Origin of the sequence: Cellulomonas carbonis (genome assembly GCF_014636275.1) — a bacterium.
GTDB classification, from domain to species: domain Bacteria; phylum Actinomycetota; class Actinomycetes; order Actinomycetales; family Cellulomonadaceae; genus Actinotalea; species Actinotalea carbonis.
Map to the genome: position 1 here is coordinate 46,527 of NZ_BMEB01000002.1, position 21,968 is coordinate 68,494.

General features: G+C 74.9%; 21 protein-coding genes and 1 tRNA gene. 12 read left to right on the forward strand and 10 right to left on the reverse strand.

All coding sequences use genetic code 11. From position 1 onward, the window contains the following. Nucleotides 1-80 precede the first annotated feature (80 nt). The gene (locus IEV86_RS05570) at nt 81-2,117 is read left to right on the forward strand and encodes an NHL domain-containing thioredoxin family protein (protein ID WP_043607322.1); all 2,037 of its coding nucleotides are present in this window, start codon (nt 81-83) and stop codon (nt 2,115-2,117) included. Nucleotides 2,118-2,256: 139 nt separating this feature from the next. On the opposite strand, the gene IEV86_RS05575 is transcribed toward IEV86_RS05570, so the two are convergent. From IEV86_RS05575 to IEV86_RS05595, 5 genes are all read right to left on the reverse strand, one after another. Further along, nucleotides 2,257-3,681, reverse strand: a complete 1,425-nt coding sequence (locus IEV86_RS05575; RefSeq protein WP_229734511.1) for an amino acid permease — start codon at nt 3,679-3,681, stop codon at nt 2,257-2,259. Beyond that, nucleotides 3,674-4,213 carry a CinA family protein gene (locus IEV86_RS05580; RefSeq protein WP_081978772.1) on the reverse strand — a complete coding sequence of 180 codons (540 nt, stop codon included), beginning with the start codon at nt 4,211-4,213 and terminating at the stop codon, nt 3,674-3,676. The genes IEV86_RS05575 and IEV86_RS05580 overlap by 8 nt, the downstream gene beginning before the upstream one ends. Before the next feature lie 90 nt (nt 4,214-4,303). After that, nucleotides 4,304-4,951, reverse strand: coding sequence for a TetR/AcrR family transcriptional regulator (locus IEV86_RS05585; RefSeq protein WP_052426267.1), 648 nt, complete (start codon nt 4,949-4,951; stop codon nt 4,304-4,306). A gap of 43 nt (nt 4,952-4,994) precedes the next feature. Continuing rightward, on the reverse strand, nt 4,995-6,440 hold the full coding sequence (locus IEV86_RS05590; protein ID WP_152605673.1) for an outer membrane protein assembly factor BamB family protein: 1,446 nt from the start codon (nt 6,438-6,440) through the stop codon (nt 4,995-4,997). Between the two features lie 34 nt (nt 6,441-6,474). Further along, nucleotides 6,475-6,951: an ATP-binding protein gene (locus tag IEV86_RS05595; protein WP_052426266.1), complete on the reverse strand. Its 477-nt coding sequence runs from the start codon at nt 6,949-6,951 to the stop codon at nt 6,475-6,477. Between the two features lie 208 nt (nt 6,952-7,159). Here IEV86_RS05595 and IEV86_RS05600 point away from each other — a divergent pair, with 208 nt between their 5' ends. The 4 genes from IEV86_RS05600 (at nt 7,160) to IEV86_RS05615 (ending at nt 10,664) form a co-directional block, all read left to right on the forward strand. Further along, complete coding sequence (locus IEV86_RS05600) at nt 7,160-7,618, forward strand: GAF domain-containing protein (protein ID WP_043607286.1); 459 nt, start codon at nt 7,160-7,162, stop codon at nt 7,616-7,618. A gap of 58 nt (nt 7,619-7,676) precedes the next feature. After that, a complete protein-coding gene (locus IEV86_RS05605; RefSeq protein ID WP_043607285.1) occupies nt 7,677-8,195 on the forward strand; it encodes a DinB family protein in 519 nt (172 codons plus the stop codon). Nucleotides 8,196-8,345: 150 nt separating this feature from the next. Beyond that, entirely contained in the window at nt 8,346-10,427 is a 2,082-nt protein-coding gene (locus IEV86_RS05610; protein ID WP_152605672.1) for a glycoside hydrolase family 88 protein, read from the forward strand. 36 nt (nt 10,428-10,463) lie between these two features. Next, entirely contained in the window at nt 10,464-10,664 is a 201-nt protein-coding gene (locus IEV86_RS05615; protein ID WP_268235195.1) for a cupin domain-containing protein, read from the forward strand. Between the two features lie 828 nt (nt 10,665-11,492). On the opposite strand, the gene IEV86_RS05620 is transcribed toward IEV86_RS05615, so the two are convergent. Beyond that, nucleotides 11,493-11,804, reverse strand: coding sequence for a GNAT family N-acetyltransferase (locus IEV86_RS05620; protein ID WP_202595170.1), 312 nt, complete (start codon nt 11,802-11,804; stop codon nt 11,493-11,495). An 83-nt stretch (nt 11,805-11,887) separates the two neighbouring features. Between IEV86_RS05620 and IEV86_RS05625 the strand changes: the two genes are divergently transcribed. Continuing rightward, nucleotides 11,888-13,045, forward strand: a complete 1,158-nt coding sequence (locus IEV86_RS05625) for a pirin family protein (RefSeq protein WP_043607283.1) — start codon at nt 11,888-11,890, stop codon at nt 13,043-13,045. A 143-nt stretch (nt 13,046-13,188) separates the two neighbouring features. Here IEV86_RS05625 and IEV86_RS05630 read toward each other — a convergent pair whose 3' ends face one another. Then, nucleotides 13,189-13,683 (reverse strand): hypothetical protein, encoded by a 495-nt coding sequence (locus tag IEV86_RS05630; protein ID WP_052426263.1) that lies wholly within the window; start codon nt 13,681-13,683, stop codon nt 13,189-13,191. 265 nt (nt 13,684-13,948) lie between these two features. On the opposite strand from IEV86_RS05630, the gene IEV86_RS05635 reads away from it, so the two are divergent. Then, entirely contained in the window at nt 13,949-15,166 is a 1,218-nt protein-coding gene (locus IEV86_RS05635; RefSeq protein WP_229734512.1) for a PP2C family protein-serine/threonine phosphatase, read from the forward strand. Between the two features lie 3 nt (nt 15,167-15,169). Here IEV86_RS05635 and IEV86_RS05640 read toward each other — a convergent pair whose 3' ends face one another. After that, the gene (locus tag IEV86_RS05640; RefSeq protein ID WP_043607279.1) at nt 15,170-16,027 is read right to left on the reverse strand and encodes a VOC family protein; all 858 of its coding nucleotides are present in this window, start codon (nt 16,025-16,027) and stop codon (nt 15,170-15,172) included. Between the two features lie 165 nt (nt 16,028-16,192). Here IEV86_RS05640 and IEV86_RS05645 point away from each other — a divergent pair, with 165 nt between their 5' ends. From IEV86_RS05645 to IEV86_RS05655, 3 genes are all read left to right on the forward strand, one after another. Further along, a complete protein-coding gene (locus IEV86_RS05645) occupies nt 16,193-16,693 on the forward strand; it encodes a MarR family winged helix-turn-helix transcriptional regulator (protein ID WP_043607274.1) in 501 nt (166 codons plus the stop codon). A 126-nt stretch (nt 16,694-16,819) separates the two neighbouring features. Beyond that, entirely contained in the window at nt 16,820-17,059 is a 240-nt protein-coding gene (locus IEV86_RS05650; RefSeq protein ID WP_043607271.1) for a hypothetical protein, read from the forward strand. A 3-nt stretch (nt 17,060-17,062) separates the two neighbouring features. Next, entirely contained in the window at nt 17,063-18,046 is a 984-nt protein-coding gene (locus tag IEV86_RS05655) for a hypothetical protein (RefSeq protein WP_188484586.1), read from the forward strand. A gap of 2 nt (nt 18,047-18,048) precedes the next feature. On the opposite strand, the gene IEV86_RS05660 is transcribed toward IEV86_RS05655, so the two are convergent. Beyond that, on the reverse strand, nt 18,049-19,368 hold the full coding sequence (locus IEV86_RS05660) for a vWA domain-containing protein (RefSeq protein WP_188484587.1): 1,320 nt from the start codon (nt 19,366-19,368) through the stop codon (nt 18,049-18,051). 485 nt (nt 19,369-19,853) lie between these two features. Continuing rightward, nucleotides 19,854-19,927: transfer RNA gene (locus tag IEV86_RS05665), tRNA-Gly, on the reverse strand. Between the two features lie 296 nt (nt 19,928-20,223). On the opposite strand from IEV86_RS05665, the gene dcd reads away from it, so the two are divergent. Then, a complete protein-coding gene (gene dcd / locus IEV86_RS05670) occupies nt 20,224-20,799 on the forward strand; it encodes a dCTP deaminase (RefSeq protein ID WP_043605890.1) in 576 nt (191 codons plus the stop codon). A gap of 100 nt (nt 20,800-20,899) precedes the next feature. Continuing rightward, nucleotides 20,900-21,955 carry a hypothetical protein gene (locus tag IEV86_RS05675; RefSeq protein WP_043605889.1) on the forward strand — a complete coding sequence of 352 codons (1,056 nt, stop codon included), beginning with the start codon at nt 20,900-20,902 and terminating at the stop codon, nt 21,953-21,955. Nucleotides 21,956-21,968 lie beyond the last annotated feature (13 nt).

The following is a 21,968-nucleotide window of genomic DNA, read 5'->3' on the forward strand; positions in this document are numbered from 1 at the left end:
GGGACGCAGGCCGGTCTGGCGGCCGACCGCCGTGCGGACGCCGCGGCATACCGCGCGGGGTGGTCGTGTTCACTACCCACGTGACCAGCTCCCGCCTCCCCAAGGTCCGCGCCTCCGAGCTCGTCGGCCGCGGCTGGCTCAACACCGGCGGCAAGGACGTGACGCTCGCGGACCTGCGCGGCAAGGTCGTCCTGCTCGACTTCTGGACGTTCTGCTGCATCAACTGCCTGCACGTCCTCGACGAGCTGCGCGAGCTCGAGGAGCAGTACCGCGACGTCCTGGTGGTCGTCGGCGTGCACTCGCCCAAGTTCGTGCACGAGGCGGACCCGGTCGCGCTCGCGGCCGCGGTCGAGCGCTACGAGGTGCACCACCCCGTCCTCGACGACCCCGACCTGACGACGTGGTCGGCGTACTCGGCACGCGCGTGGCCGACGCTCGTCGTCGTCGACCCGGAGGGCTACATCGTCGCCCACATGGCGGGCGAGGGGCACAAGCACAACGTCGAGGTCCTGGTCCGCGAGCTCGTCGCCGAGCACGAGGCCAAGGGCACGCTGCACCGCGGCGACGGCCCGTACGTGCCGCCCGCGGTCGAGTCGCGCACGCTCCGCTTCCCCGCCAAGGCGATCCGCCTGCCGAACGGCAACCTCCTGGTCGCGGACGCGGGGCACCACAGCCTCGCCGAGCTCGCCGACGACGGCGAGACGCTCGTGCGCCGCATCGGCTCGGGTGAGCGCGGCCTGGTCGACGGCGGCCCCACCGACGCGCGGTTCAGCGAGCCCAACGGGCTGTGCCTCGTCCCGGACGAGCTGCGGGAGCGGGTCGGCTACGACGTCGTCGTCGCGGACACCGTCAACCACGCGCTGCGCGGCGTGCGCCTCGACGACGGCACCGTCACGACGCTCGCGGGCACCGGTCAGCAGTACATGGTCGGCGCGTCGGACAACGTGCTGCCCGACCCCGCCGAGGGCCTCCTCACCGACGGGCCCGCGCACGCGCTCGAGGCCGGCACGGCGTTCGGCTCGGCCCTCACGGTCACGCTCGGCGCACCGCTCGAGACGCCGCCCCTGCCCGTCGCGCTGCGGCACAGGCTCTCGTCGCCGTGGGACATCGTCTGGTCCGAGGACCTCGCCGCGTTCGTCGTCGCGATGGCCGGCAACCACACCATCTGGGCGTTCGACCCCGAGCAGGGGTCGATCGGCCGCATCGCGGGGACGATGAACGAGGGCCTGCTCGACGGTCCCGGCGACGACGCGTGGTTCGCGCAGACGTCGGGCCTCGCCGTCGGGCCCGACGGACGGATCTGGCTCGCCGACTCCGAGGTCTCGGCGCTGCGCTGGCTCGAGCCCGCCGGCGGGACGGTCACCGCGCGCACCGCCGTCGGCGCGGGCCTGTTCGACTTCGGCCACCGCGACGGCCCCGCCGCCCAGGCGCTGCTGCAGCACCCGTTGGGTGTCGCCGTCCTGCCAGACGGGTCGGTCGCGATCGCCGACACCTACAACGGCGCGGTCCGCCGCTGGGCCCCGGCCGACGACGCCGTCGCGGGCGAGGCCGGCGGCGGGGGTGCGGCCGACGGCGGCCGGTCCGGGGAGGTCACGACGCTCGCGCGGGACCTCGCCGAGCCGTCGGGCCTGCTCGTCGACGTGCACGACGACGGCGCGATCGACCTGCTCGTCGTCGAGTCCGCGGCGCACCGGATCACGCGGCTGCGGCTGCCCGCGCGGCTGTCCGGCGAGATCCTCGACGCGGGCGCGCACCGTACGCAGCGGCCCGTGAGCGAGATCGGCGCGGGCGAGGTCCGGCTCGACGTCGTCTTCACGCCCGCGACGGGTCAGAAGTACGACGACCGGTTCGGTCCGTCGACGCGGCTCCAGGTGTCCTCCACCCCGCCCGAGCTGCTGCTCGACGGCGCGGGCGACGACGTGCCGCTCGAGCGCGCGCTGCGCATCAACCCCGCCGTCGCCGAGGGCGTCCTCCACGTGACGGCGCAGGCCGCGTCGTGCGACGCCGACCCGTCGATCGAGTTCCCCGCGTGCCACCTCAACCAGCAGGACTGGGGCGTCCCGGTCCGCGTCGTCGACGGCGGTCCGCAGGTCCTCACGCTCCCGCTGCACGGCTGAGGGCGCCCGGCGGCGCCGGACGACTCACGCCACCAGGCGGCCCCGCCCACCGGGGAAGGTTCGTGCCGCTATCCGGCACCGACCTTCCCCACACGCATCCGACGCCCCGGCCGGGCGACTTACACCTCAGCCGGGCGCCTCACGCCACGGCGGGGCGGCGCCGGCGGAGCCGCTCGCGGACCGCGTAGATGCCCGCGACCCCGGCCACGAGGACGGTCGTCGCGAGGGCCTGCCGGCGTGCGGCGTCGTCGGTCAGCATGAGCAGCACGATGCCGCCGAGCAGCGCGAGCGTGAACCACGTGAGGGAGGGGAACGCCCACATGCGCACGGTCAGCGGGCGCCCGGTCGCCTCCAGGCGCGGGCGCAGCCGGAGCTGCGACACGGCGATCGCGATCCAGATGACCAGGAGCGACGCTCCGACCGCGCTCAGCAGGATCCCGAGCAGCGTCTCGGGCAGCAGCCAGTTGAGCAGCACGCTGACGAGGGCGAACACCACGGAGACGACGACGGCGACCCACGGGACGCCCCGCCGCGACACCGCGGTGAGCACGGGTGGGCCGTCGCCGCGCTCGGCGAGCGAGAACGCCATCCGGCTCGTCCCGTAGACGTTCGCGTTGAACGCCGAGAGCAGCGCGACCACGACGACGACCTCCATGATCGCCGCGAGTCCGGGGATTCCGGCCTCACCGAGGACCGCGACGAACGGCCCGCCGACCAGCTCGGGCGACGTCCACGGCAGGACCAGCACCATGATCGCGACCGAGCCGACGTAGAACAGCAGGATCCGCCACACGATCGTGCGGGCGGCGCGGGCGATGGACCGCTGCGGGTCGTCGGACTCGGCGGCGGCGATCGTGATGATCTCGATGCCGCCGAACGCGAAGACCACCACGAGCAGCCCGGCCGCGATCCCCGCGAGGCCCTGCGGGGCGAACCCGCCGTGGCCGAGCAGGTTGGTCAGCCCGACCGGGTCGCGGTCCGGCAGCACCCCCAGCACGAGCAGCACGCCGACGACGAGGAACACGACGATCACGCCGACCTTGAGGGCCGCGAACCAGTACTCGAACTCCCCGAAGCTGCGCACGCCCGCGAGGTTCACCGCCGCGAACCCGACGACGAGCACCACGGCGATGAGCCACTGCGGCAGCGCGACCCAGCTGTGGATGATCGCCGACGACGCCGTGATCTCGACGCCCAGCACCATGATCAGCGTGAACCAGTAGACCCAGCCCAGCGTGAACCCCGCCCAGCGCCCGATCCCGGCCTCGGCGTACGTCGAGAACGAGCCGCTCGACGGCAGGGCCGCCGCGAGCTCGGCGAGCATGCGCATGACCAGCACGATGAGCAGCCCCGCGATCGCGTACGACGCGAGGATCGCGGGTCCGGCGATCGCGATCCCCTGGCCCGTGCCGATGAAGAGCCCGGCACCGATCGCCGAGCCGAGGCCCATCATCGTGAGGTGACGGACCCGCAGCCCGTGGCCGAGGTGCTGCTCCTCGGGCGCGAGCTCCGCGGTGCGGGCGCCGGCGGGCGCGGGAGTGGTCGGGCCGTCGTGCTCAGTCACGCCGCGCAGTGTCCCGCAGCAGCCCGATGGCCGCCTGGGACGTCCGCGTGAGGACCTCCGCCGGGTCGCCGTCGAACACGACCTTCTCGGTGTGCACGCCGTCGGGCGAGACGACCGCGAACCACACGGTCCCGGCGGGCTCGCCCTCGTCGGGCTCCGGTCCGCCGACACCCGTCACCGCGACGACGAGGTCCGCGCCGAGCAGCCGCGCGGTCGACGTCGCCATCGTGCGCGCGCACTCCTCGGTGACGACGGGCCCCTCGGGCACGCCGAGCAGGCCGAACTTCACCTCGGGTGTGTAGGCGACGACGCTCCCGCGGAACCACTCCTGCGCGGACGGCGCCGCGGCGAGCACCGACGCGATGGTCCCGCCCGTGAGCGACTCCGCGGTCGCGACCGTCCAGCCGCGCGCGTCGAGCAGGTCCGGCAGCTCGTCGGCGAGGCGCTGGGCGGCGTCGGCGGTCCTGGCCACCGCGTCGGTGAGGTCACGGTCCAGCGGCGAGGCGGGGTCGATGGTGGTCGCGTCGGACATGACTGCAAGCCTGCCCGCGCGCGCGTCCGGCGGCACGCCGACGGTGTCGCGACGGCGGTCCCGACGGTCGCAGCCCACCCGGCCCCGGGGTCACTCCCCGAGCGCGGCCTCGACCTCGTCGGCGCGGGCGGGGCTCGCCGCGGTCGTCTCCGCGGCGCCGACGGCGCGCAGCACGAACGCCTCGGTCGCCGCGACCGCCTCGTCGCGCCCCGGGCCGTCGTCGGGCAGGCTGCGGCTCGACAGGCACGCGTGCACGAGCGGGACGGTGGTCTCGAGCGGCTGACGTGCGAACGCGCCGGACTCCATGCCGTCCGTGAGGATGCGCCGCAGGATCCCCTCGACGGGCACGGCGTGCTCGCGCAGGCGGCGCTGCATCTCGGGCGACAGGAGCGTGCGGAGCTCGGGGCCGGTGGGCAGGTGGAACACCCGCTTGAGCCGCGCCTGCTGCCGGATGTAGGCGCGCAGCTGGAGCACCGGGTCGTCGAGCCCGTCGAGCGCGCGCTCGAGCGAGGACACCCACTGGTCGGTCTCGTGGGTGATGAACTCCAGGAGCAGCGTCTCCTTGTCCGGCACGTGGTTGTACACGGCCGTGCGGCCGACGCCGGCTGCCGCCGCGATCTCCGCGAGCGTGATCGAGTCGAACCCGCGCTCGGCCATGAGTGCCGACAACGCCGCGAAGAGCTTGTTGCGGGTCTGCTCGCGGTGCTCGCTCAGAGAACCGCCGATGATCTTCGGCACCCGACCATTCTCCCACCCGACGGCGTGCGTGGACCCCGCGGGGTCAGGGCGCCCCGAGGACGACGACGTCGCCCCCGCCCAGCACGAGGACGCGCCCCCGGGCAGCGACGACGCGGTCGGCGGCCTCCGGGAGCGGGACGCGCCACGAGTCCTCGCCCGACGCGAGGTCCACCGCGACGAGCCGCGCCCCCTCGACGGTGAGCTCGGGCACCAGGACGCGCGCGCCGTCGGTGAGGACCGACTCCGGACCGAGGACCGACCACGGCGACGGCAGGAGCTCGCGCGTCCACAGCCGCTGACCGGTCCGCGGGTCCCAGCCCTGGAGCTCGTCGTCGGCCCTGACGACGAGCGCGTCGGCCAGGTGCAGCACCGGCCAGACGTCGTCGTCCTCGATCGTCCACACGACGTCGCCCGACGCCAGGTCGTGCACGCGCAGGCCCGGCCCGGTGAGGTCGCGGAGCACGACCTCGCGCGCCGCAGGGTCGAGGGAGTACGTCGCCGGACCACCCTCCTCCTCGAAGAGCACCTCGCCGTCGGGCGACGACACCCGCATGCGCGTGCGCAGCGCGAGCACGGCCTCGAGGCGACGCCCGTCGGGCAGGACGTCGAGCACGACGACGCCGTCGCCGTCGGTGCGCGCAACCTCGGCACCGTCGTCGAGCGCGACCGCCGACCGCGCGCTGTCGGCACCCATCACGAGCACGCGATCGACCGCGACGACTGCCCAGGCGTCGTCGCCGGCGCGCATCGACGAGCGGTGCACCCAGCGCTCGTCCCCCGTCACCGGGTCGGTCCGCCGGACCTGCACCGAGCCGTCCGCGGTCCGCACGACGTGCACGACGTCGTCGTCGACCTGCTGCTCGAGGAGGACCTCGCCGGGGAGCACGACGCTCGCGAGCGCCGCGCCGTCGGCGTCGACGAGGTTGACCGCGTACCCACCGGACGCGTCGGGCTGCTGCGTGCGGCACGAGACGAGGCTCGACGGCTCGACGCTCGGGATCGCGGACGCCGCGACGACGGTGCACGTGCGACCGTCCCCGCCCACGGCGGCCCGGACCGCCCCGGTGCCGACGTCCCGCAGCTCGGCGCCGCCGTCGTCGCCCTGGACGAGCAGCGCGTCCCCGACCACGTCGGCCTCCGACCACCCCGTCGCGCGCCACAGCTCCACCGGGGCCGACGGCAGCGGCGCGACGACGCCCGGGAGGTCGACCAGCGCCGCGCGCCGTGCCGCCTCCGCACGCTGCTCGACGACGTTGGCCCCCACGACCGCGCCGACGGCGAGCGCGGCCGCGAGCGCGAGCACCCCGGTGCGCCGCCCCCCGTGCCGCCCCCGGCGTCGCGCGCGGTCCGACGTGCCAGGCACCGCCGACGGCGTGCCGCCCCCGGGCCCGGACGCGTCCGCCGCCGACGGGGCGGACGGCGACGTGGGCACGTCGTCGGCGTCCGTCAGCTCCACGACGACCATCTCGGCGTCGCTCCTGCGCCTCATGGTGGGAGCGTAGGTGCGCGACGCGGCGCGGGCGCTACAGCGCGATGGCGAACCACACGGTCTTGCCGCGCCCCTGCGGGAGCCGGTGATGACCCCAGCTCGTGGCGAGCAGCTCGACCAGGCGCATCCCCTGCCCCCCGGGCGTCGCGGGGCCGGTGCGGCGCACCTCGGGCGGGTCGAGGTTGGCGTCCGACACCTCGACCGTGGCGTGCTCGGCGTCGACGCTGAACCGGACCTCGACCTCGCCACCCGAGCCGTGCACGACGGCGTTGCCCACGAGCTCGCTGGTCAGCAGGGCGATGTCGGGCAGGAGCAGGGGTGCGACCCCGGACTCGCCCGCGCGGTCGGTGGTCCAGTGCCGCGCGACCCACACGGCACCGCGCCGCGGCGGCGTCCGGAGCGTCATGACGGTGCGCGACGGCTCGGGGCCGCTGCGTTCGAGCCACCACCGTGCGCCGCCGCCGTCGAGGTCCTGGAGGAGCACGTGGACCTCGGGAGCATCGATACCCATGGGTCTCTCCTCGGGTCCCGGTTCGCCGGGCGCGCCGACCAGCGCCCAGGGTGCGACCGCCGGGAGTCGAGAGAGGCTGGCGACGGCGTCCTCCCAGGATCACACACTCCACGCCGTCCAGCCGGTCCCGCCCGGGCTGCGCGTGTGAGACTGGACGGGTCGATGGTCGACCACCACCCACGAGGGTGCCCGTCACCGACCCTGGCGCGTGCGGCGCCGGAAGGACCTCGGTGGCGACGTGCAGACGACGCTCGACCAGTACGCGGCGGGGGCCGGCGCCCGGCTGGGCGCGGACGTCCCGTGCAGCCTCATGGTCCGCAGGGACGGCGTGGTCCGTCAGGTGGCCAGCAACGACGACCGGGCCGCTGCGTGCGACCGCGTCGAGGAGCGTGACGGCTCGGGGCCGTGCATCACCGCGATCGAGGAGCTGTCCTCGGTGGTCGTCGAGGACCTGGACACCGACGAGCGCTGGCCGGCGTGGAACCGGACCGCGCGGTCGTTCGGCTTCCGGACCTTCGTCGCGCTGCCCGGCTACGTCGACGAGGCGACGACCGTGGCGCTCAACGCCTACGGCGAGGGGCCCGCCCTGTGGGACCCCGACGACATCGTGCGGATGGACCTCTACGTGCAGGAGCTCGCGGCTGCGCTGCAGTCCGTCGACGACTGACCCGGGCACGCGCGGCCAGGCCGGGCCGCGGCGGCCTGTGCGGCCCTAGGGTCGGCCCATGAGCATCGAGCCCGACACCAAGGACTGGACCTGGGTGCTCGAGCGCCCCTGCCCCGAGTGCGCGTTCGTCGCGGGCTCGGTGACCGGACCCGAGATCCCCCGGCTGACGCAGGAGTGCGCCCAGGCGTGGGAGGTCGTCCTCGCGCGCCCCGAGGTCCGCGAGCGCCCCGAGCCGACCGTCTGGTCACCGCTCGAGTACGGCGCGCACGTGCGCGACGTGTGCCGCGTCATGGACCGACGCGTGCGGCTCATGCTCAGCGAGGACTCGCCGACCTTCGAGAACTGGGACCAGGACGCGACCGCCGAGACCGAGCGCTACGCCGAGCAGGACCCGGCGGTCGTCGCGCGCGAGGTGCGCTCGGCCGCGGACGCGATCACGGCCCGCTTCCACGCCGTGCACGACGACGCGTGGGACCGCCCCGGGCTGCGCAGCAACGGCTCACGCTTCACGGTCCTCACGCTGGGTCAGTACTTCCTGCACGACGTCGTCCACCACCTCCACGACGTCCGCGGCTGACGATCGGGCGCCGCTGGGCCGATCGGGTGACCTGGCGATGTCCGATTCGTCCCGGTCTTCCGCCGCGGCCACGCGCGGGCGCACGATGAGGCGAGCGCAGGCCGACGACCGCCGAGGGGGGTGGACCCGGCCGCGCCGGGAGGAGTCGTCATGCTCCGTCCGACCCCGATCCGCGCGCGGTCCCGAGGCCGTCGAGCCGCGGTGGGCCTCGCCGTCGTCGCGCTCCTCGCGGCAGGCACCGCACCCGCGGTGGCCACGCCGGACCCCGGCCCGCCGGACGCCCCGGCCACCACGGGCGCCGCGCCGACCGCGGTGACGCTCCCGGTCGTCGGGACGCTGGACGTCCCGACGCACGCCGCGGTGCTCGAGGCGACGCGCCGCGCGGCCGACTACTACGCGCCGACGTGGCCGCTCACGACCGTGACCCGCAACGGCTGGTCGTGGGCGACGTACGCCGACGGCGGGACGCGGCTCTTCACGACGGCGGGCGACCAGAGGTACCTCGAGCAGGCCGTCGCCTGGGGCACGCGCAGCTCCTGGGCGCTGCCGTGCTCGACCACGCTCAACCCGGACTGCGTCAAGGCCGGTCAGGTGTACGTCGACCTCGCGGCGCTCGACCCGCGTGCGTCGCTGACGGCGTTCGACGCGCAGATGACCCGCGACCTCACGGGCCTGCCGCTGTCGCAGTACTACTGGGTCGACGCTCTGTACATGGGCCTGCCCGCGTGGGTGCACGCGGCCCGGAGGACGGGCGACCCGGCGTACCTCGCGAAGCTCGACGCGCTCTTCGCGCACGTCCGCGACGACGGGTGGACCACGGTCTTCCCGTGCACCGCGACCCAGCGCGGCCTGTACGACGCCGCCGAGCGGCTCTGGTACCGCGACTGCCGGTACGTCGGGACGCGCGACGCGTCCGGGTCCGAGGTCTTCTGGGGACGGGGCAACGGCTGGGTCGTCGCCGCCATGGCGCAGGTGCTCGAGACGCTCCCGCCCGGCGACCCGCGGGCCGCGACGTACCGCGACATGCTCGTCGGGATGGCCGACCGGCTCCGCACGCTCCAGGGCAGCGACGGCATGTGGCGGCCCAGCCTGACCAACCCGTCGGCGTTCCCGCAGCCCGAGACGAGCGCCACGGGCCTCATCGCGTACGCGATCGGGTACGGCGTCCGGACGGGCGTCCTCGACCGCGCGACCTACCTCCCGGTGCTGGTCAAGGCGTGGCGCGGGCTCACGACCGTCGCGCTGCGCCCGAGCGGTTTCGTGTCGGGGTGCCAGTACGTCGGGTTCGCGCCTGCGACGCCGTACACCGCCGCGGCGCCCCGGACCGCTCCCACCGCGACGTCCGCGGGCACGCTGCACGTCGACTCGCCGCCGTTCTGCGTCGGTGCGTTCCTGCTCGCGGGCAGCGAGATGGCGCGGCTCACGGGTGCCGCGTCGACGGGCCGACCCGTCACCGCGACCGCGCAGCAGACCGGGAACGAGGCGCCGCGCGCGGTCGACGGCGACATGACGACGCGGTGGTCGGCGTCGGGGTTCCCGAAGTCGCTCACGGTCGACCTCGGCGCGGCGCAGCGCGTGAGCAACGTCCAGCTCGTGCCGTACGCCGACCGCGCGTACCGGTACCGGGTCGAGACGTCCGTCGACGGCGCGACGTGGGCGACGGTCGTGGACCGGACGGCAACGCCGGTCGCGGGGACGACGCTCGACACCCTCGCCGCCACGGTCGACGCCCGGTACGTCCGGCTCACCGTGACGGGCGTGGTCGGGACGACGACGTCGTGGGTGTCCATCCGCGAGCTGTCGGTGCACGACCGGTTCGACCCGCGACCGAACCTCGCCTACCTGCGTCCCGCGACGGCGACGTCCACCGTCTCCTCGGGGTCCAAGCCCGCACGGGCCGTGGACAACTCGTCTGCGACGTCGTGGGGCTCGCTGCGCCGGCCGACCACGACGGCGCCCCAGGACCTCACGGTGGACCTCGGCCGGTCCGCGACGGTCGACTCGGTGCGCGTGTTCTCCCGCGTCGGCTCCGGTCCGCGCGACGTCGTCGTCCTCACCTCGACGAACGGCACGACCTGGACGACGACGGCGACCGCGACGCTCGCCGCGACCGAGGGACCGCACACGTGGGTGCTGCCCGACGTCGCCGCACGGTGGGTCCGGCTGCGCGTCACGTCGGCCTACGGGACGGGTGGCGTGCGCGTCGAGGAGCTCGAGGTGTACGGACGCTGACGCCTGCGGCTGGGGGCTGTGCAGCGTCGCGTCCCCGTGGAAGCGTGCGGGGCAGGCGCCGGGGGCGAGGCGGAGGTGACCCTCGGCGACGACGTCGTGCGCGTCCGGGCCGACGAGGTCGCGGTCGTGCAGGCGAACACCTGGCACCGGTTCGTCGCCGCGGGCACCGGACGCCTGCGCATGGTCTGCATCCACGCGTCCGACGTCATGGTCCAGGAGAACCGCGCCGACGCCTGAGCACACGTCGGACACGGGCGCTCAGTCCTGCCGTCCTGGCAGATCAGGGCCGTCGCGGGAGGCACCCGGCGTGCGCGGCTGGGGAAGGTCCGTTCCGGATACCGGCACGGACCTTCCCCGATCGGGAACCAGCCCTCATGGGCCGTCGCGGGGCGGGAGGGAACGACCCGGCGGCCCGAGCAGCGTCGTCGGCCCTTGACGCAGAGGATCGTGCGCAGCCGCGCGTGACCCTCGGCACGTCCGCTGTCGTGCACAGATTTCGTCCACAGGGCTGTGCGGAGAGCACACCAGCACCACCCACAGCTGTGGACAAACCTGTGTGTGGACGGTGGACGAAAACCGGGTTCACCAAGTGCTTGCGGGGCGTTCTCCGGGAGGTCTAGAACTTCCTCATCGGCACGAGGGCGACGCCGGACCGACCGGGAGACCGGGAGGGACGCGAGCCGTAGCGGCACCGGGGCGACCCGGTCCGCACCTCGGGCCGGTACCGACCGGAGAACGGCCGGACCCCTCGCGCAGGGCGACCTGCGTGGGGCCGGGTGGGGTGACCCGCCCGGGCGCGTACGGTGACGCGACGGTCCGACGGACCGGCCGGAGGACGGCCCCGACCGGGACCGCGGGAGACCGCAGGACCGGCCGACACGGGACACCGACCCGGGTCACCCGCCACCTCGCGGTGGCACAGGGGACGACCGCAGCAAGGCCCCTCGGACGCCTATTCCGAGGGGCCTTCGCTGTACCCAGGGTAGGAACGCCGCGCCAGGCGAGGCCGGGCGACACGCCGTCCGGCGTCCGGGCCGGCGAGGCGCCGTCGGGCGCGGGGCCGGATCAGACGTCGTCGGGCGTCTCGTCGACCAGGTCGCGGTACTCGGGGTTCTCCTCGATGAACGACGCGATGAACGGGCACTGCGGGACCACCTTGAGCCCTCGCGAGCGCAGGTCGTCGAGCACCCCGCGCGCGAGCGTGGACCCCTTGCCCTGCTCGCGTCGCTCGCGGTCCACGACGGTGTGCTCGACGACGACACGACCGCTCTGCCACCGGTACGTCGCGTGGCCGATGACGTCGTCGCCGGAGACCAGCTCGTAGCGCAGCGCGGTCGTGTCGTCCCTGACCTGCAGGTCGCTCACGGTGTCGCTCACGGGTGCCTCCTCGGCTCGGGTCCGCCGAGAATAGGCACGGTCACCGCGGTGTTGCCTCCTGTGGGACCCCTGGACGGAGGGCGATGACCAACCTCGACACGGCACCGACCGAGGTGCTCTGCACGGGCGCGGACGGCACGACGGCCGGCACCACGCAGCTGCTCACGCCGCGTGACGTGCCACTCGGCGGGCCGCGCGCGATGACGGTGCGCCGCACGCTCCCCCAGCGCGCGCGGTCCTTCATCGGCGCGTGGTGCTTCGCGGACCACTACGGCCCCGACGACGTCGCCGCGACGGGCGGCATGCGCGTCCCGCCCCACCCGCACACGGGCCTGCAGACCGTGAGCTGGCTGTTCTCGGGCGAGGTCGAGCACCGTGACAGCCTCGGCACGCACGTCGTCGTGCGGCCGGGCCAGCTCAACCTCATGACCGCCGGGCACGGGATCAGCCACTCCGAGGACTCGACCGACGCGACGACCGTCCTGCACGGCGTCCAGCTGTGGACGGTGCTGCCTGAGCGCGACCGCGACGCGGCCCCGCGGTTCGACCACCACGTCCCGCCCGTGACCGCGCTCCCGTCGGGCGAGGCGCGCGTGTTCCTCGGCTCGCTCGCCGGGACGACGTCGCCCGTGCCGACCTTCTCGCCGCTCGTCGGCGCCGAGGTGGTCCTGCGTGCGGGGACCGCGTGGACCGTCGACGTCGACCCCACCTTCGAGCACGGCGTGCTCGTCGACCGCGGGGGCGTGACGGTCGAGCCGCACGTCGCACGCCCGGACGAGGCACGCGACGGCGCGGCGCCGGGGCTCGAGCCGGCGGCGGTCCCGCCGTCGTCGGCGGCCCGCGCCGACCGCGCCGAGCTGCTGCACGTCGCTCCCGGCGCGCACGCGCTGACGCTGCACGCCGACGACGGCGAGGACCTGCGCGTGCTGCTGATCGGCGGCGAGCCGCTCGGCGAGCAGATCGTCATGTGGTGGAACTTCATCGGGCGCGACCACGCCGAGGTCGAGGCGGCACGGCGCCGCTGGCAGGCGGAGATCGGCGCCGACGACGCCCGGGTCGACGCGACGGGCGACCCCGCGGACGGGGACCCGCGCACCGCGGACCTCGCCGCGGACGACGCTCCGGACGTCGGCACGCACGCACCGGGGAGCGGGTCGCGCTTCGGCGTCGTCGTCGGGCACCCGCACGCGCCGCTGCCCGCCCCGCCCATGCCCAACCACCGCCTGAAGCCCCGGGGCTGAGCGCACTCCCGCCACGGGCGGGCAAAGAAGTGGACCCGCTGCGCAGGGGGGGAGCAGCGGGTCCGTGTGAACGGTAACACCGCCCGGTTCGCGCCAGAGAGCCGCCGGACGGGTGATCCCCGGGGCGCGCGGGCGGACCCGGATCAGGGCAGGCGGACCGTCCCCGGAGGGCCGACGGCGACCGTCGCGTGCACGGTCGCGTCACGCAGGTCGACGGCGGTGACGACGAGCCCGGCCGTGCGCGCCTCCACGGCGCGCTGCACGTGGACGGCGACCGTCGGCTCGCTCGCGCCGCGGCGGATCTCGACCACGTCGCCGAGCCCGCGGCGGCGCAGCTGTGCGGTCGCGGTGTCGGTGAGCGCGTTGAGCAGCGTGTGGACCGGGAGGCCGCGCGCCTGCGACGTCACGGCGAGCGTCGCGACGCCGTCGGCGTAGCCCGTGAAGCGGACGACGACGTCGACCGTGCCCACCGCGGCGGCGACGAAGCGCAGCGCGGACGGCGCGTCGGGCAGCCGCGAGATGTCGACGCGGAGCCGCAGCGTCGAGCCCTCGGCGTCCACCGACCGCACGAACGGCGGCAGCGGCTGCTTCGCGGCGGCGAGCGAGAGCGCCTCGGCGACGGTCACGGTGAGCTGCACGGTGCCTCCTCGTCGGCCGGTCGGCCGGGTCGCGGGTCTGCCTGTCCTGGGTCCCCGCCCTGGGGTCCTGTCCGGCGGCCCGGCCCCGGGTCGCCGGTCCGGGCGTGTGGAAGGCCCGCTGCTCAGGGGGGGCGTGCAGCGGGCCTTCCGCGTCGAACGATAACGCCTCGGGGGTCACCGGGTAAGTGCGCGGGAACGGGCTCGTGAACACCCGCTGCGACGCCCCGGACGCGCCGTCCCGCACGGGCGCCCGTACGTTGACGTGATGGACGACTCCGGAGGTGCACGCACGCTGTCCGTGCTCCGGTCGTTCCTCGACGACGTCCACGAGGCGCCGCCCGGGGAGCTGCCGGCCGTCGTCGCACGCGCCGCCGGGCTCACAGGCTGGGGTGCACGCATGTACCTGGTCGACTACGAGCAGCGCGTGCTGGTGTGCGCACCCGGCGGGACCCCGCCCGAGCCGCCGGACGTCCTGCCGATCGAGGGCACCGTCGCCGGACGGGTCTTCCAGCGCCTCGAGCCGCTGTCGCAGGGCGACACGCTCTGGGTCCCGCTCCTGGACGGCGTGCACCGCTTCGGCGTGATCGAGCTCCTGCTGCCCGAGGGCACGGACCCGACGGACCCCGCCGTCGTCGACCGGTACCGCCTGCTCGCCCACGTGGCCGGGCACATGATCGCCGCGAAGACGCCCTACGGGGACGCGCTGACGATGCTGTCGCGGCGGCAGCGCCGGACGGTCGCCTCGGAGCTCCTCTGGAGCCTCCTGCCCCCGCTGACGTTCGGCTGCCCGGGACTCGTCGTCTCGGGGATCCTCGAGCCCTGCTACGGCGTCGCGGCCGACGCGTTCGACTACAACGTCGTCGACGGCGTCGCGCACCTCGCCGTGTTCGACGCCACGGGTCACGACCTCAACGGCACGCTCGTGGCCGCGGTGACGCTCGCGGCGTACCGGAACAGCCGGCGCGAGGGTCTCGGGCTGTTCGAGACGTGCGCGGCGATCGACGAGGCCGTCGGTGAGCATTGGGACCGGCAGATGTACGTGAGCGGCGTGCTCGCGCAGCTCGAGCTCGCGACCGGCCGTCTGCGCTACGTCAACGCCGGCCACCCCGCGCCGCTGCTCGTGCGGCGCGGCAAGGTGGTCAAGCAGCTCGGCGGCGGTCGCCGCATCCTGCTCGGGCTGGGCGACGGGTCGGGCGAGGTCGCCGAGGAGTGGCTCGAGCCCGACGACTGGGCCGTGCTCTACACCGACGGCGTGACCGAGGCCCGCGACCCGGCCGGCCGCTTCTACGGCCTGGAACGCCTCGCGGACCAGCTCGAGCGCTCGGCCGACGACGCCCGCCCCGCGCCCGAGACGCTCCGCCGCCTGATGCACGAGGTGCTCGACCACCAGCGCGGCGTGCTGCAGGACGACGCGACGGTGCTGGTCGCGCAGTGGGCGAGCGGTCGGGAACGTCAGTTCTGGCCCCACCCCACCGAGGGGTGAGCGTCAGGCAGCCACCGCGAGCGTCACCGCGTTGCGCCACGGGTCCTCGGTGCGCAGCTCCGCACCGTCGTCGGCGACCGCGAGGCCTCGGTGGCGCAGGCGGTCGGCCGCCGCGTCGAGCTCGTCGCGCGTCGGGACCGTGATGCGCACCGCGCCGAGACCGAGCGTCGAGGCGCGCGGGCCGGCGCCCTGGCTGTTCCAGACGTTGACCGCCAGGTGGTGGTGGTACCCGCCCGCGGCGACGAAGAGCGCGCCCGGGTACTCGCACGTGACCTCGAAGCCGAGGGCGTCGACGTAGAACCGCCGCGCGCTCGCGATGTCCCCGACCTGCAGGTGGACGTGGCCCACCTGCGCCGCGGCGTCCGTGATCCCGTCGACCGCTGACTCGCTCAGGTGCTGCTCGAGGAACTGCTGCGGGTCGAGGTACTCGGTGGCCATGCGGACCATGCCGCCGTCCCACTCCCATCGCGACCGGTCCCGGTCGTGGTAGAGCTCGATGCCGTTGCCCTCGGGGTCGGTGAAGTAGAACGCCTGGCTGACGAGGTGGTCGGCGCTGCCGACGAACCGCGACCGCGGGTCACGCGAGGCGGTGAGCACGGCGGCGGCGAGGTCGGTCTCGGTGTCGAACAGGACGGCCGTGTGGAACAGGCCGGCCTGCCGGCGCGACGGCTGCGGGAGCCCGGGCGTGTGCACGAGCTCGACGACCGGGACGCCGCGACGCCCGAGGACGACGCCGGCGGCCCGCTCGGCGACCGTCGTCAGCCCGAGCGCGCGCTGGTAGTACGCGGTCTGGGCGGCGAGGTCGCCGACGTGCAGCGTGACCGCGTCGACGTCGGTGCCCGCGGGGAGGAGGTCGCTCACGCGGCCACCCCGGAGCCCCCGGGCAGGCCGAGGCGCTCGGCGGCGACGGGCGTGGTCCCGGTGACGGTCACGGTGGCTCCTCCGACTGGGCGATTTGGTTGATCCGACAACCTTGACCGTACGCGCCGTTAGTTGTCCTGTCAACCATTGCGCTACGCTGACGACATGACGACCCGATGGCTCGACGACGACGAGCTCGCCGCCTGGCTGCCCTTCATCGCCGTCGTCGAGCTGCTGCCCGGCGCGCTCGACGCGCAGCTGCGTCGCGACTCGGGGCTCACGCACTTCGAGTACCTCGCGCTCGCGATGCTGTCCGAGGCACCCGGGCGCACGCTGCGCATGACCGGGCTCGCCGCGCGCACCAACGCCACGCTCCCGCGCCTGTCCCACGTCGTCAGCCGCCTCGAGAAGCGCGGCCTCGTCGAGCGCACCGCGTGCCCCGAGGACCGGCGCGCGACCAACGTGCGCCTCACCGACGACGGCTGGGCGGTCCTCGTCGACGCCGCACCGGGGCACGTCGCGACGGTCCGCGAGCTCGTCGTCGACGCCCTGAGCCCGGCCCAGCTGCGCTCGCTGCGCGACGCGTCGACCGCGCTGCTCGAGCGCCTCGACCCCGACGGCGCGATGACGGCGCCCTACGAGCGACCGGCTCCCGCCGCGCCGTGAGCCTCCGGGCGAGGCACCGCCCGGACGACCGCCCGCCGCTGACCTGCGGTGCGACCCCGCCCGCCCTTGACACCCGGCGGGCGCGGGAGGACGTTGGCAGGACACGACGCACCCCGGGGGCCCGCCATGCCGATCCAGGTCATCCGCACCTCGTCCGACGACTACCCGCCGATCTTCTCGGTCCGCGTGGAGCACGGGACGACGAGCTCAGAGCTCTCCGACTGGGTGTCCGAGAACGCCCAGGGCAGCTTCCTCGAGGTGCACCTCGACTCCGAGCACGACCTCAGCGCCGACGACGTCCGGCGAGCGGTCAGGCCGCACGTCTCGTCCGTGGCGGTGGAGGTCCCGCCGACCGCGACGGCCTGAGCCGTGCCGCTGCGCGCGCTCGCCGGGTCGGCGGCCCGGTCGGTCGCGCGCGGGCTCGCGGGCACGCTGCGCGCCGTCGCGGACGCCGTCGGCGGCCCCGGCGCGAAGGCCCCGGACGACGACGCGTCGGGGACCGACGGCGGCCCGGGTGCAGGCGGCGGGGGTGGCGGCTCGGGTGCGGCGAAGGACGGCGGCACGACCCCGAAGGCCGCGCCCGCGGACCCGTCGGCCAACCCCTTCGCACCCCGCACGGCCCAGGCGCTCGCGACGCTCACGTGGCTCGTCGGGGCGCTCGGCGCCGTCGCGTCGCTCATGGTCGCGGGCACACAGCTGACCAGCATCGGCGGCCTGAGCTGGGACGACGACCGGCCCCGCCTGCTCGCCGCCGGTGGGTCGGTCACGCTCGCCGTCGTCCTCGTCGTCGCGGCCGTCGGGCTGCTCACCTGGGCGACGATGCCCGGGCGGCTCAGCGACCTCGAACGCCTCGACGAGCTCGCGGCCGGCTCGCCGCGCGGCGCGGTCGCGTCGTCGGTCGCCCGCGACTCGAGCTACCACCGCGGGACCGGCTCGCTCCCCGACCTGCTGACCGCGCTGACGAACGCGCGGGCCGCGCTCTACGAGGCCAAGTCCCGCCTGCACGACGCGGAGCTCGCCGCGGCCCGCGAGGCCGACGACGACGCCCGCGCGGCACGCACCGCGCACGCGGACCGTGTCCGGGCCGAGGTCGCGGTGCTCACCGCCCGCAACGACGACCTCCGGCTCGGCGCCCGCGCCGCCGTCCAGCTCGACAGCCACCTGCGGACGCGGCGGCGCGTCGTCGGCGTCAGCTGGGCGGTGCTCGTCGTCGCCGTGGTGGTCGCCGCGTGCCTCGTGCTGTTCGCCTGGGCCGCGAACCCGCCCGCGGACCCGGACGCCGCCGAGGGGGCCGTCCCGCCCCGGCCGGTCGCCGCGGTCCTCGTGCTCGCGTCCGAGCCCGACGGACGCTGACGTCAGGTCGCGACCCGGTCGACGAGCTGGACGAGCTGCGTCACGTCGGGGTCGCCGTCGAGGACCCCCGTCAGGGCCTTGGCCTCGCGACGCAGGTCCGAGTCGCTGACCAGCGACGACCACGGCCCGCCGACCAGGCGGTCGGTCAGGACCGCGACGACGAGGTCCTGACGAAGCCGCGGTGAGGCCTCGCCGAGCGACGTCGCGACGTCGGCACCCGACAGGGTCCCGGTGCGCTCGACGGCCCGACCGGCGTCGTCGAGGTAGCGCACGGTCGCCCGGACGAACGGCAGGTCGGACGGCTCGGCGGAGCTCCCCTCGCGCAGCGCGACCTCGTAGAGCGCCGTCGTCGCGTGCCCCGCGAACACCTCGCCGCCGTCGATCGCGTCGTTGCGGAAGTCCTCGTCGGCGACGGCGCGGTTCTCGTAGCCCAGGAGCCGGTAGCCCGAGACCTGCGCGGGGTCGAACTCGACCTGGGCCCGCGCGTCGGTCGCGGCCACCACGAGGGACCCGGTCAGCCCCGTGCCGAAGACCCGCTCGGCCTCGGCGTCGGAGTCGATGTAGACGTGCCACCCGTCGCCCTGGTCGGCCAGCTGCTCGAGCAGGTGGTCGTCGTAGGTGGTGATGCCGACGCCCACGGACACGAGGTTGATGCCGGTCTTCGCCTGGGTGCTGATCCGCGACAGGATCCCGTCGGGGTCGGTCTCGCCGACGTTGGCGACCCCGTCGCTGATGAGGACGACGCGGGTCATCCGGCCCTCGGTCCGCATCGACATGGCGAGGTCGTAGCCGAGGGCGAGCCCGGCCGCGGCGTTGGTCGACTCCTGCGGCGAGAGCTCCTCGACGGCCGCGAGCACACCGTCGCGCTCCGATACCGGCGTCGGCTCGAGGACCACGCGGGCCTCGGTCGAGTAGCAGACCATGGCCACGCGGCCGGTGGCCCGCAGCGAGGAGACGAGGGTCCGCAGGGCCGCCTTCGTGGTCTCCATCTTCCCGGCCTCGCTCATCGACCCCGAGCAGTCGACGACGAGCACGAGGTCGGTGTCGGCACGGGCCTCGTCGGTGACCGCCGCGCTGCTGATGCCCACCCGGACGAGCCGGTGCTCGGGGCGGAACGGCAGCACCGCGGCGTCGATGCTGACGTCGAGCCCGGTCTGGGGAGTCGCGTAGTCCTGCGCGAAGTAGTTGACGAACTCCTCGGTGCGCACCTCGCTGGGGTCGATCGACATCCCGTTGAGGGCGGCGTCGCGGAACCGGGTGTAGGAGCCGGTGTCGATGTCGAGCGCGAAGGTCGACAGCGCGTCCCGCTCCGGGTCGGTCATGACCTGACCGGCCGGAGGCTCCGAGGCGTCCGGACCGGGGACCACCCAGGACTCGTCGGGCCCGGGCTGGACGTACCCCGCCTCGCCGGAGACCCCGTCCGCCGTCGATCCGTCCCCAGCGGTGCACCCGGCGAGGGCGACCACGGCCACGAGCGCCGCCCCGGTGAGTGTCGCCCTCCGCCGGTCCGCGGTCCGAGCAGTGCGCCGGTCGGTCCTCATGGTCGCCCCATCTCCGTCGTCGTGGCCTGGTGGCCCGAACGCTAGGGGCGGGCGAGGTAGCGCGACGTCGGAGTTGCCCGGTCGTGACCGGATCGATGGGATTCCGTGTCCCCGCCGACGTCCGCGTGTCCGGACCGTGACCTGGGGCTACGCCGTCCGGGCCCTGACGCCCGAGCCACCCGGCGAGTCGCGCTCACCCGTCCGCCCGACGACGAAGGGCCAGACCGGAGTGATCCGGGCTGGCCCTGTCGATGGTTCTGAGTGGATGGAGCGGGTGACGGGAATCGAACCCGCGCTACCAGCTTGGGAAGCTGGAGTTCTACCATTGAACTACACCCGCGTTGCGCCCCCGAGGGGACACGACCCCCGACTATACCGGCCCGCGGCACCCCTCCGGCACTGCCCTACGACCGTCCGCGTGCCACCTCGGTCGGCCCGGTCCGCGCAGGGTCCCGGAAGTTATCCACAGGAAGTGTCCACACCTGTGTGCACACCGACCCGGTAGCACGCCCTCTTCTGTGGACAGCCAGGACCGTTCCCGCACGAAGGATGTGGACGGACCCGTGGATCGTTCACCGGACGTTCCCCGCCCGGCCATGCCGCCCGTGTCGCACAGCACTTCGCTACCGTGACCCCGTGCTGCTCTCCGACCGCGACATCCGCGCCGAGCTCGACGCCGGTCGCATCAGCCTCGACCCGTACGAGCCGGCCATGATCCAGCCGTCGAGCATCGACGTGCGGCTCGACCGGTTCTTCCGGCTGTTCGACAACCACAAGTACCCGGTCATCGACCCCGCCGAGGACCAGCCCGAGCTCACGCGCCTCGTCGAGACGGCGCCGGACGAGCCGTTCATCCTCCACCCGGGCGAGTTCGTGCTCGGCTCGACGTACGAGTCGGTCGCCCTGCCCGACGACGTCGCGGCCCGCCTCGAGGGCAAGTCGTCGCTGGGCCGCCTCGGCCTCCTCACGCACTCGACGGCCGGCTTCATCGACCCGGGGTTCACCGGTCACGTGACGCTCGAGCTGTCCAACGTCGCGACGCTGCCGATCAAGCTCTGGCCCGGGATGAAGATCGGCCAGATGTGCTTCTTCCGCCTGTCGTCGCCGTCGGAGCACCCGTACGGCGCCTCGGTCTACGGCTCGCGCTACCAGGGCCAGCGCGGCCCGACCGCCTCACGCTCGTTCCAGAACTTCCACCGCTCACGCGTCTGACCCACCGCGCACACCCCGTGGAGGGGCTGGGTGGGTGCGCGGGCTTGGGGGTGCGCGGGCTGTGCGCGGGCGGCTGGGGACGCGGGCCTAGCCTCTTCCCATGGCCCTGCCCGCGCTCGCGGCCGACGACGACGCCGCGCTCCAGCACCACCTGCTCCTGCTGCCCGCGGACGTGGGGCACGACGAGGTCGAGGTCCTCGCGACGAGCCGCTTCCCGCGCGCCACGTGGGAGACCCCGCCGACGACGGCGCGGCCCCGCGGTCGGGGGCAGCACCCGGACCCGGGGGTGCTGCGCCTCTCGCGCCACAGCACGCTCGTCGGTCCCTTCACGATCGACCCCGGGACGGCGTCGGCGCTGGGCATCCCGACGTCGGCCGCGCTCGCGTACGTGCTGCACGCGCCCGTCGAGCGCGGCGACGCGCCGTGGCCCGGCACCGGCGACCGCGACGGCCTCGCGCGCGCGTTCGCCAACGGGCTGCCTGTGCGCGACGAGGAGCGCAGCGTCGGGTGGCTCGTCGCGGCCGCGCGTCGCCTCGGCGGCGCCGTGCGGGTCGCCGCGACAGGCGGCAGCCCGGGCGCGCTGCTGGTCCCCGACCCCGCCGCGGCCGTCGACCTCACGGTCTGGACGGACATCTGGCTCGAGCCGGACGCGGCGCTGTCGGTGGTGCGGCGTGCCGTCCCCCGCGCCGAGCTCAACCTGCCCGGTACCGCGTGGGCCGGGCCACCGGCCGGGATCGGCGAGCGCCCGGCCCGCGGCGCCGAGGACCTCGACGACGAGCTGCGTCGCCGCCTGCACGCCGCGGCCGACGACCACGACATCGCGACCCTCACGGCGCCGCCGCCGATGAACGCCTACGGGTGCCTCGCCGACCTCGGTGTGGACGGGATGCTCGCGGTCGAGGTCGGCGGCGAGACGACGCTGCCGCCCGTCATCGCCGCGGTGCCGTGGGCGAGCCAGGGCGCCGTCGCCTACCGCGTGCGGTGGGAGCCCGCCGACCTCGAGGAGCACAACGCCGAGCGACCCGGCCCCGAGCACCGGGTCGCGAGGGCGCGCGCCGGCGAGCTCGTCGTCGCCGTCGCGCGCCTCGTCCACGTAGCCGTGGGCGGCGAGATCACCGACGAGATGGGCTTCGTCGTCGACCCCGAGGACCTCTGACCCCGGAGCCGAC

Excerpts from the sequence above, each read along its gene's own strand:
- IEV86_RS05580 (WP_081978772.1), bottom strand. The coding sequence starts at position 4,213 with ATGTCCGACGCGACCACCATCGACCCCGCCTCGCCGCTGGACCGTGAC.
- IEV86_RS05590 (WP_152605673.1), bottom strand. The coding sequence starts at position 6,440 with ATGAGGCGCAGGAGCGACGCCGAGATGGTCGTCGTGGAGCTGACGGAC.
- IEV86_RS05595 (WP_052426266.1), bottom strand. The coding sequence starts at position 6,951 with ATGGGTATCGATGCTCCCGAGGTCCACGTGCTCCTCCAGGACCTCGAC.
- IEV86_RS05605 (WP_043607285.1), top strand. The coding sequence starts at position 7,677 with ATGAGCATCGAGCCCGACACCAAGGACTGGACCTGGGTGCTCGAGCGC.
- IEV86_RS05610 (WP_152605672.1), top strand. The coding sequence starts at position 8,346 with ATGCTCCGTCCGACCCCGATCCGCGCGCGGTCCCGAGGCCGTCGAGCC.
- IEV86_RS05625 (WP_043607283.1), top strand. The coding sequence starts at position 11,888 with ATGACCAACCTCGACACGGCACCGACCGAGGTGCTCTGCACGGGCGCG.
- IEV86_RS05635 (WP_229734512.1), top strand. The coding sequence starts at position 13,949 with ATGGACGACTCCGGAGGTGCACGCACGCTGTCCGTGCTCCGGTCGTTC.
- IEV86_RS05645 (WP_043607274.1), top strand. The coding sequence starts at position 16,193 with ATGACGACCCGATGGCTCGACGACGACGAGCTCGCCGCCTGGCTGCCC.
- IEV86_RS05650 (WP_043607271.1), top strand. The coding sequence starts at position 16,820 with ATGCCGATCCAGGTCATCCGCACCTCGTCCGACGACTACCCGCCGATC.
- IEV86_RS05660 (WP_188484587.1), bottom strand. The coding sequence starts at position 19,368 with ATGACCGACCCGGAGCGGGACGCGCTGTCGACCTTCGCGCTCGACATC.
- IEV86_RS05675 (WP_043605889.1), top strand. The coding sequence starts at position 20,900 with ATGGCCCTGCCCGCGCTCGCGGCCGACGACGACGCCGCGCTCCAGCAC.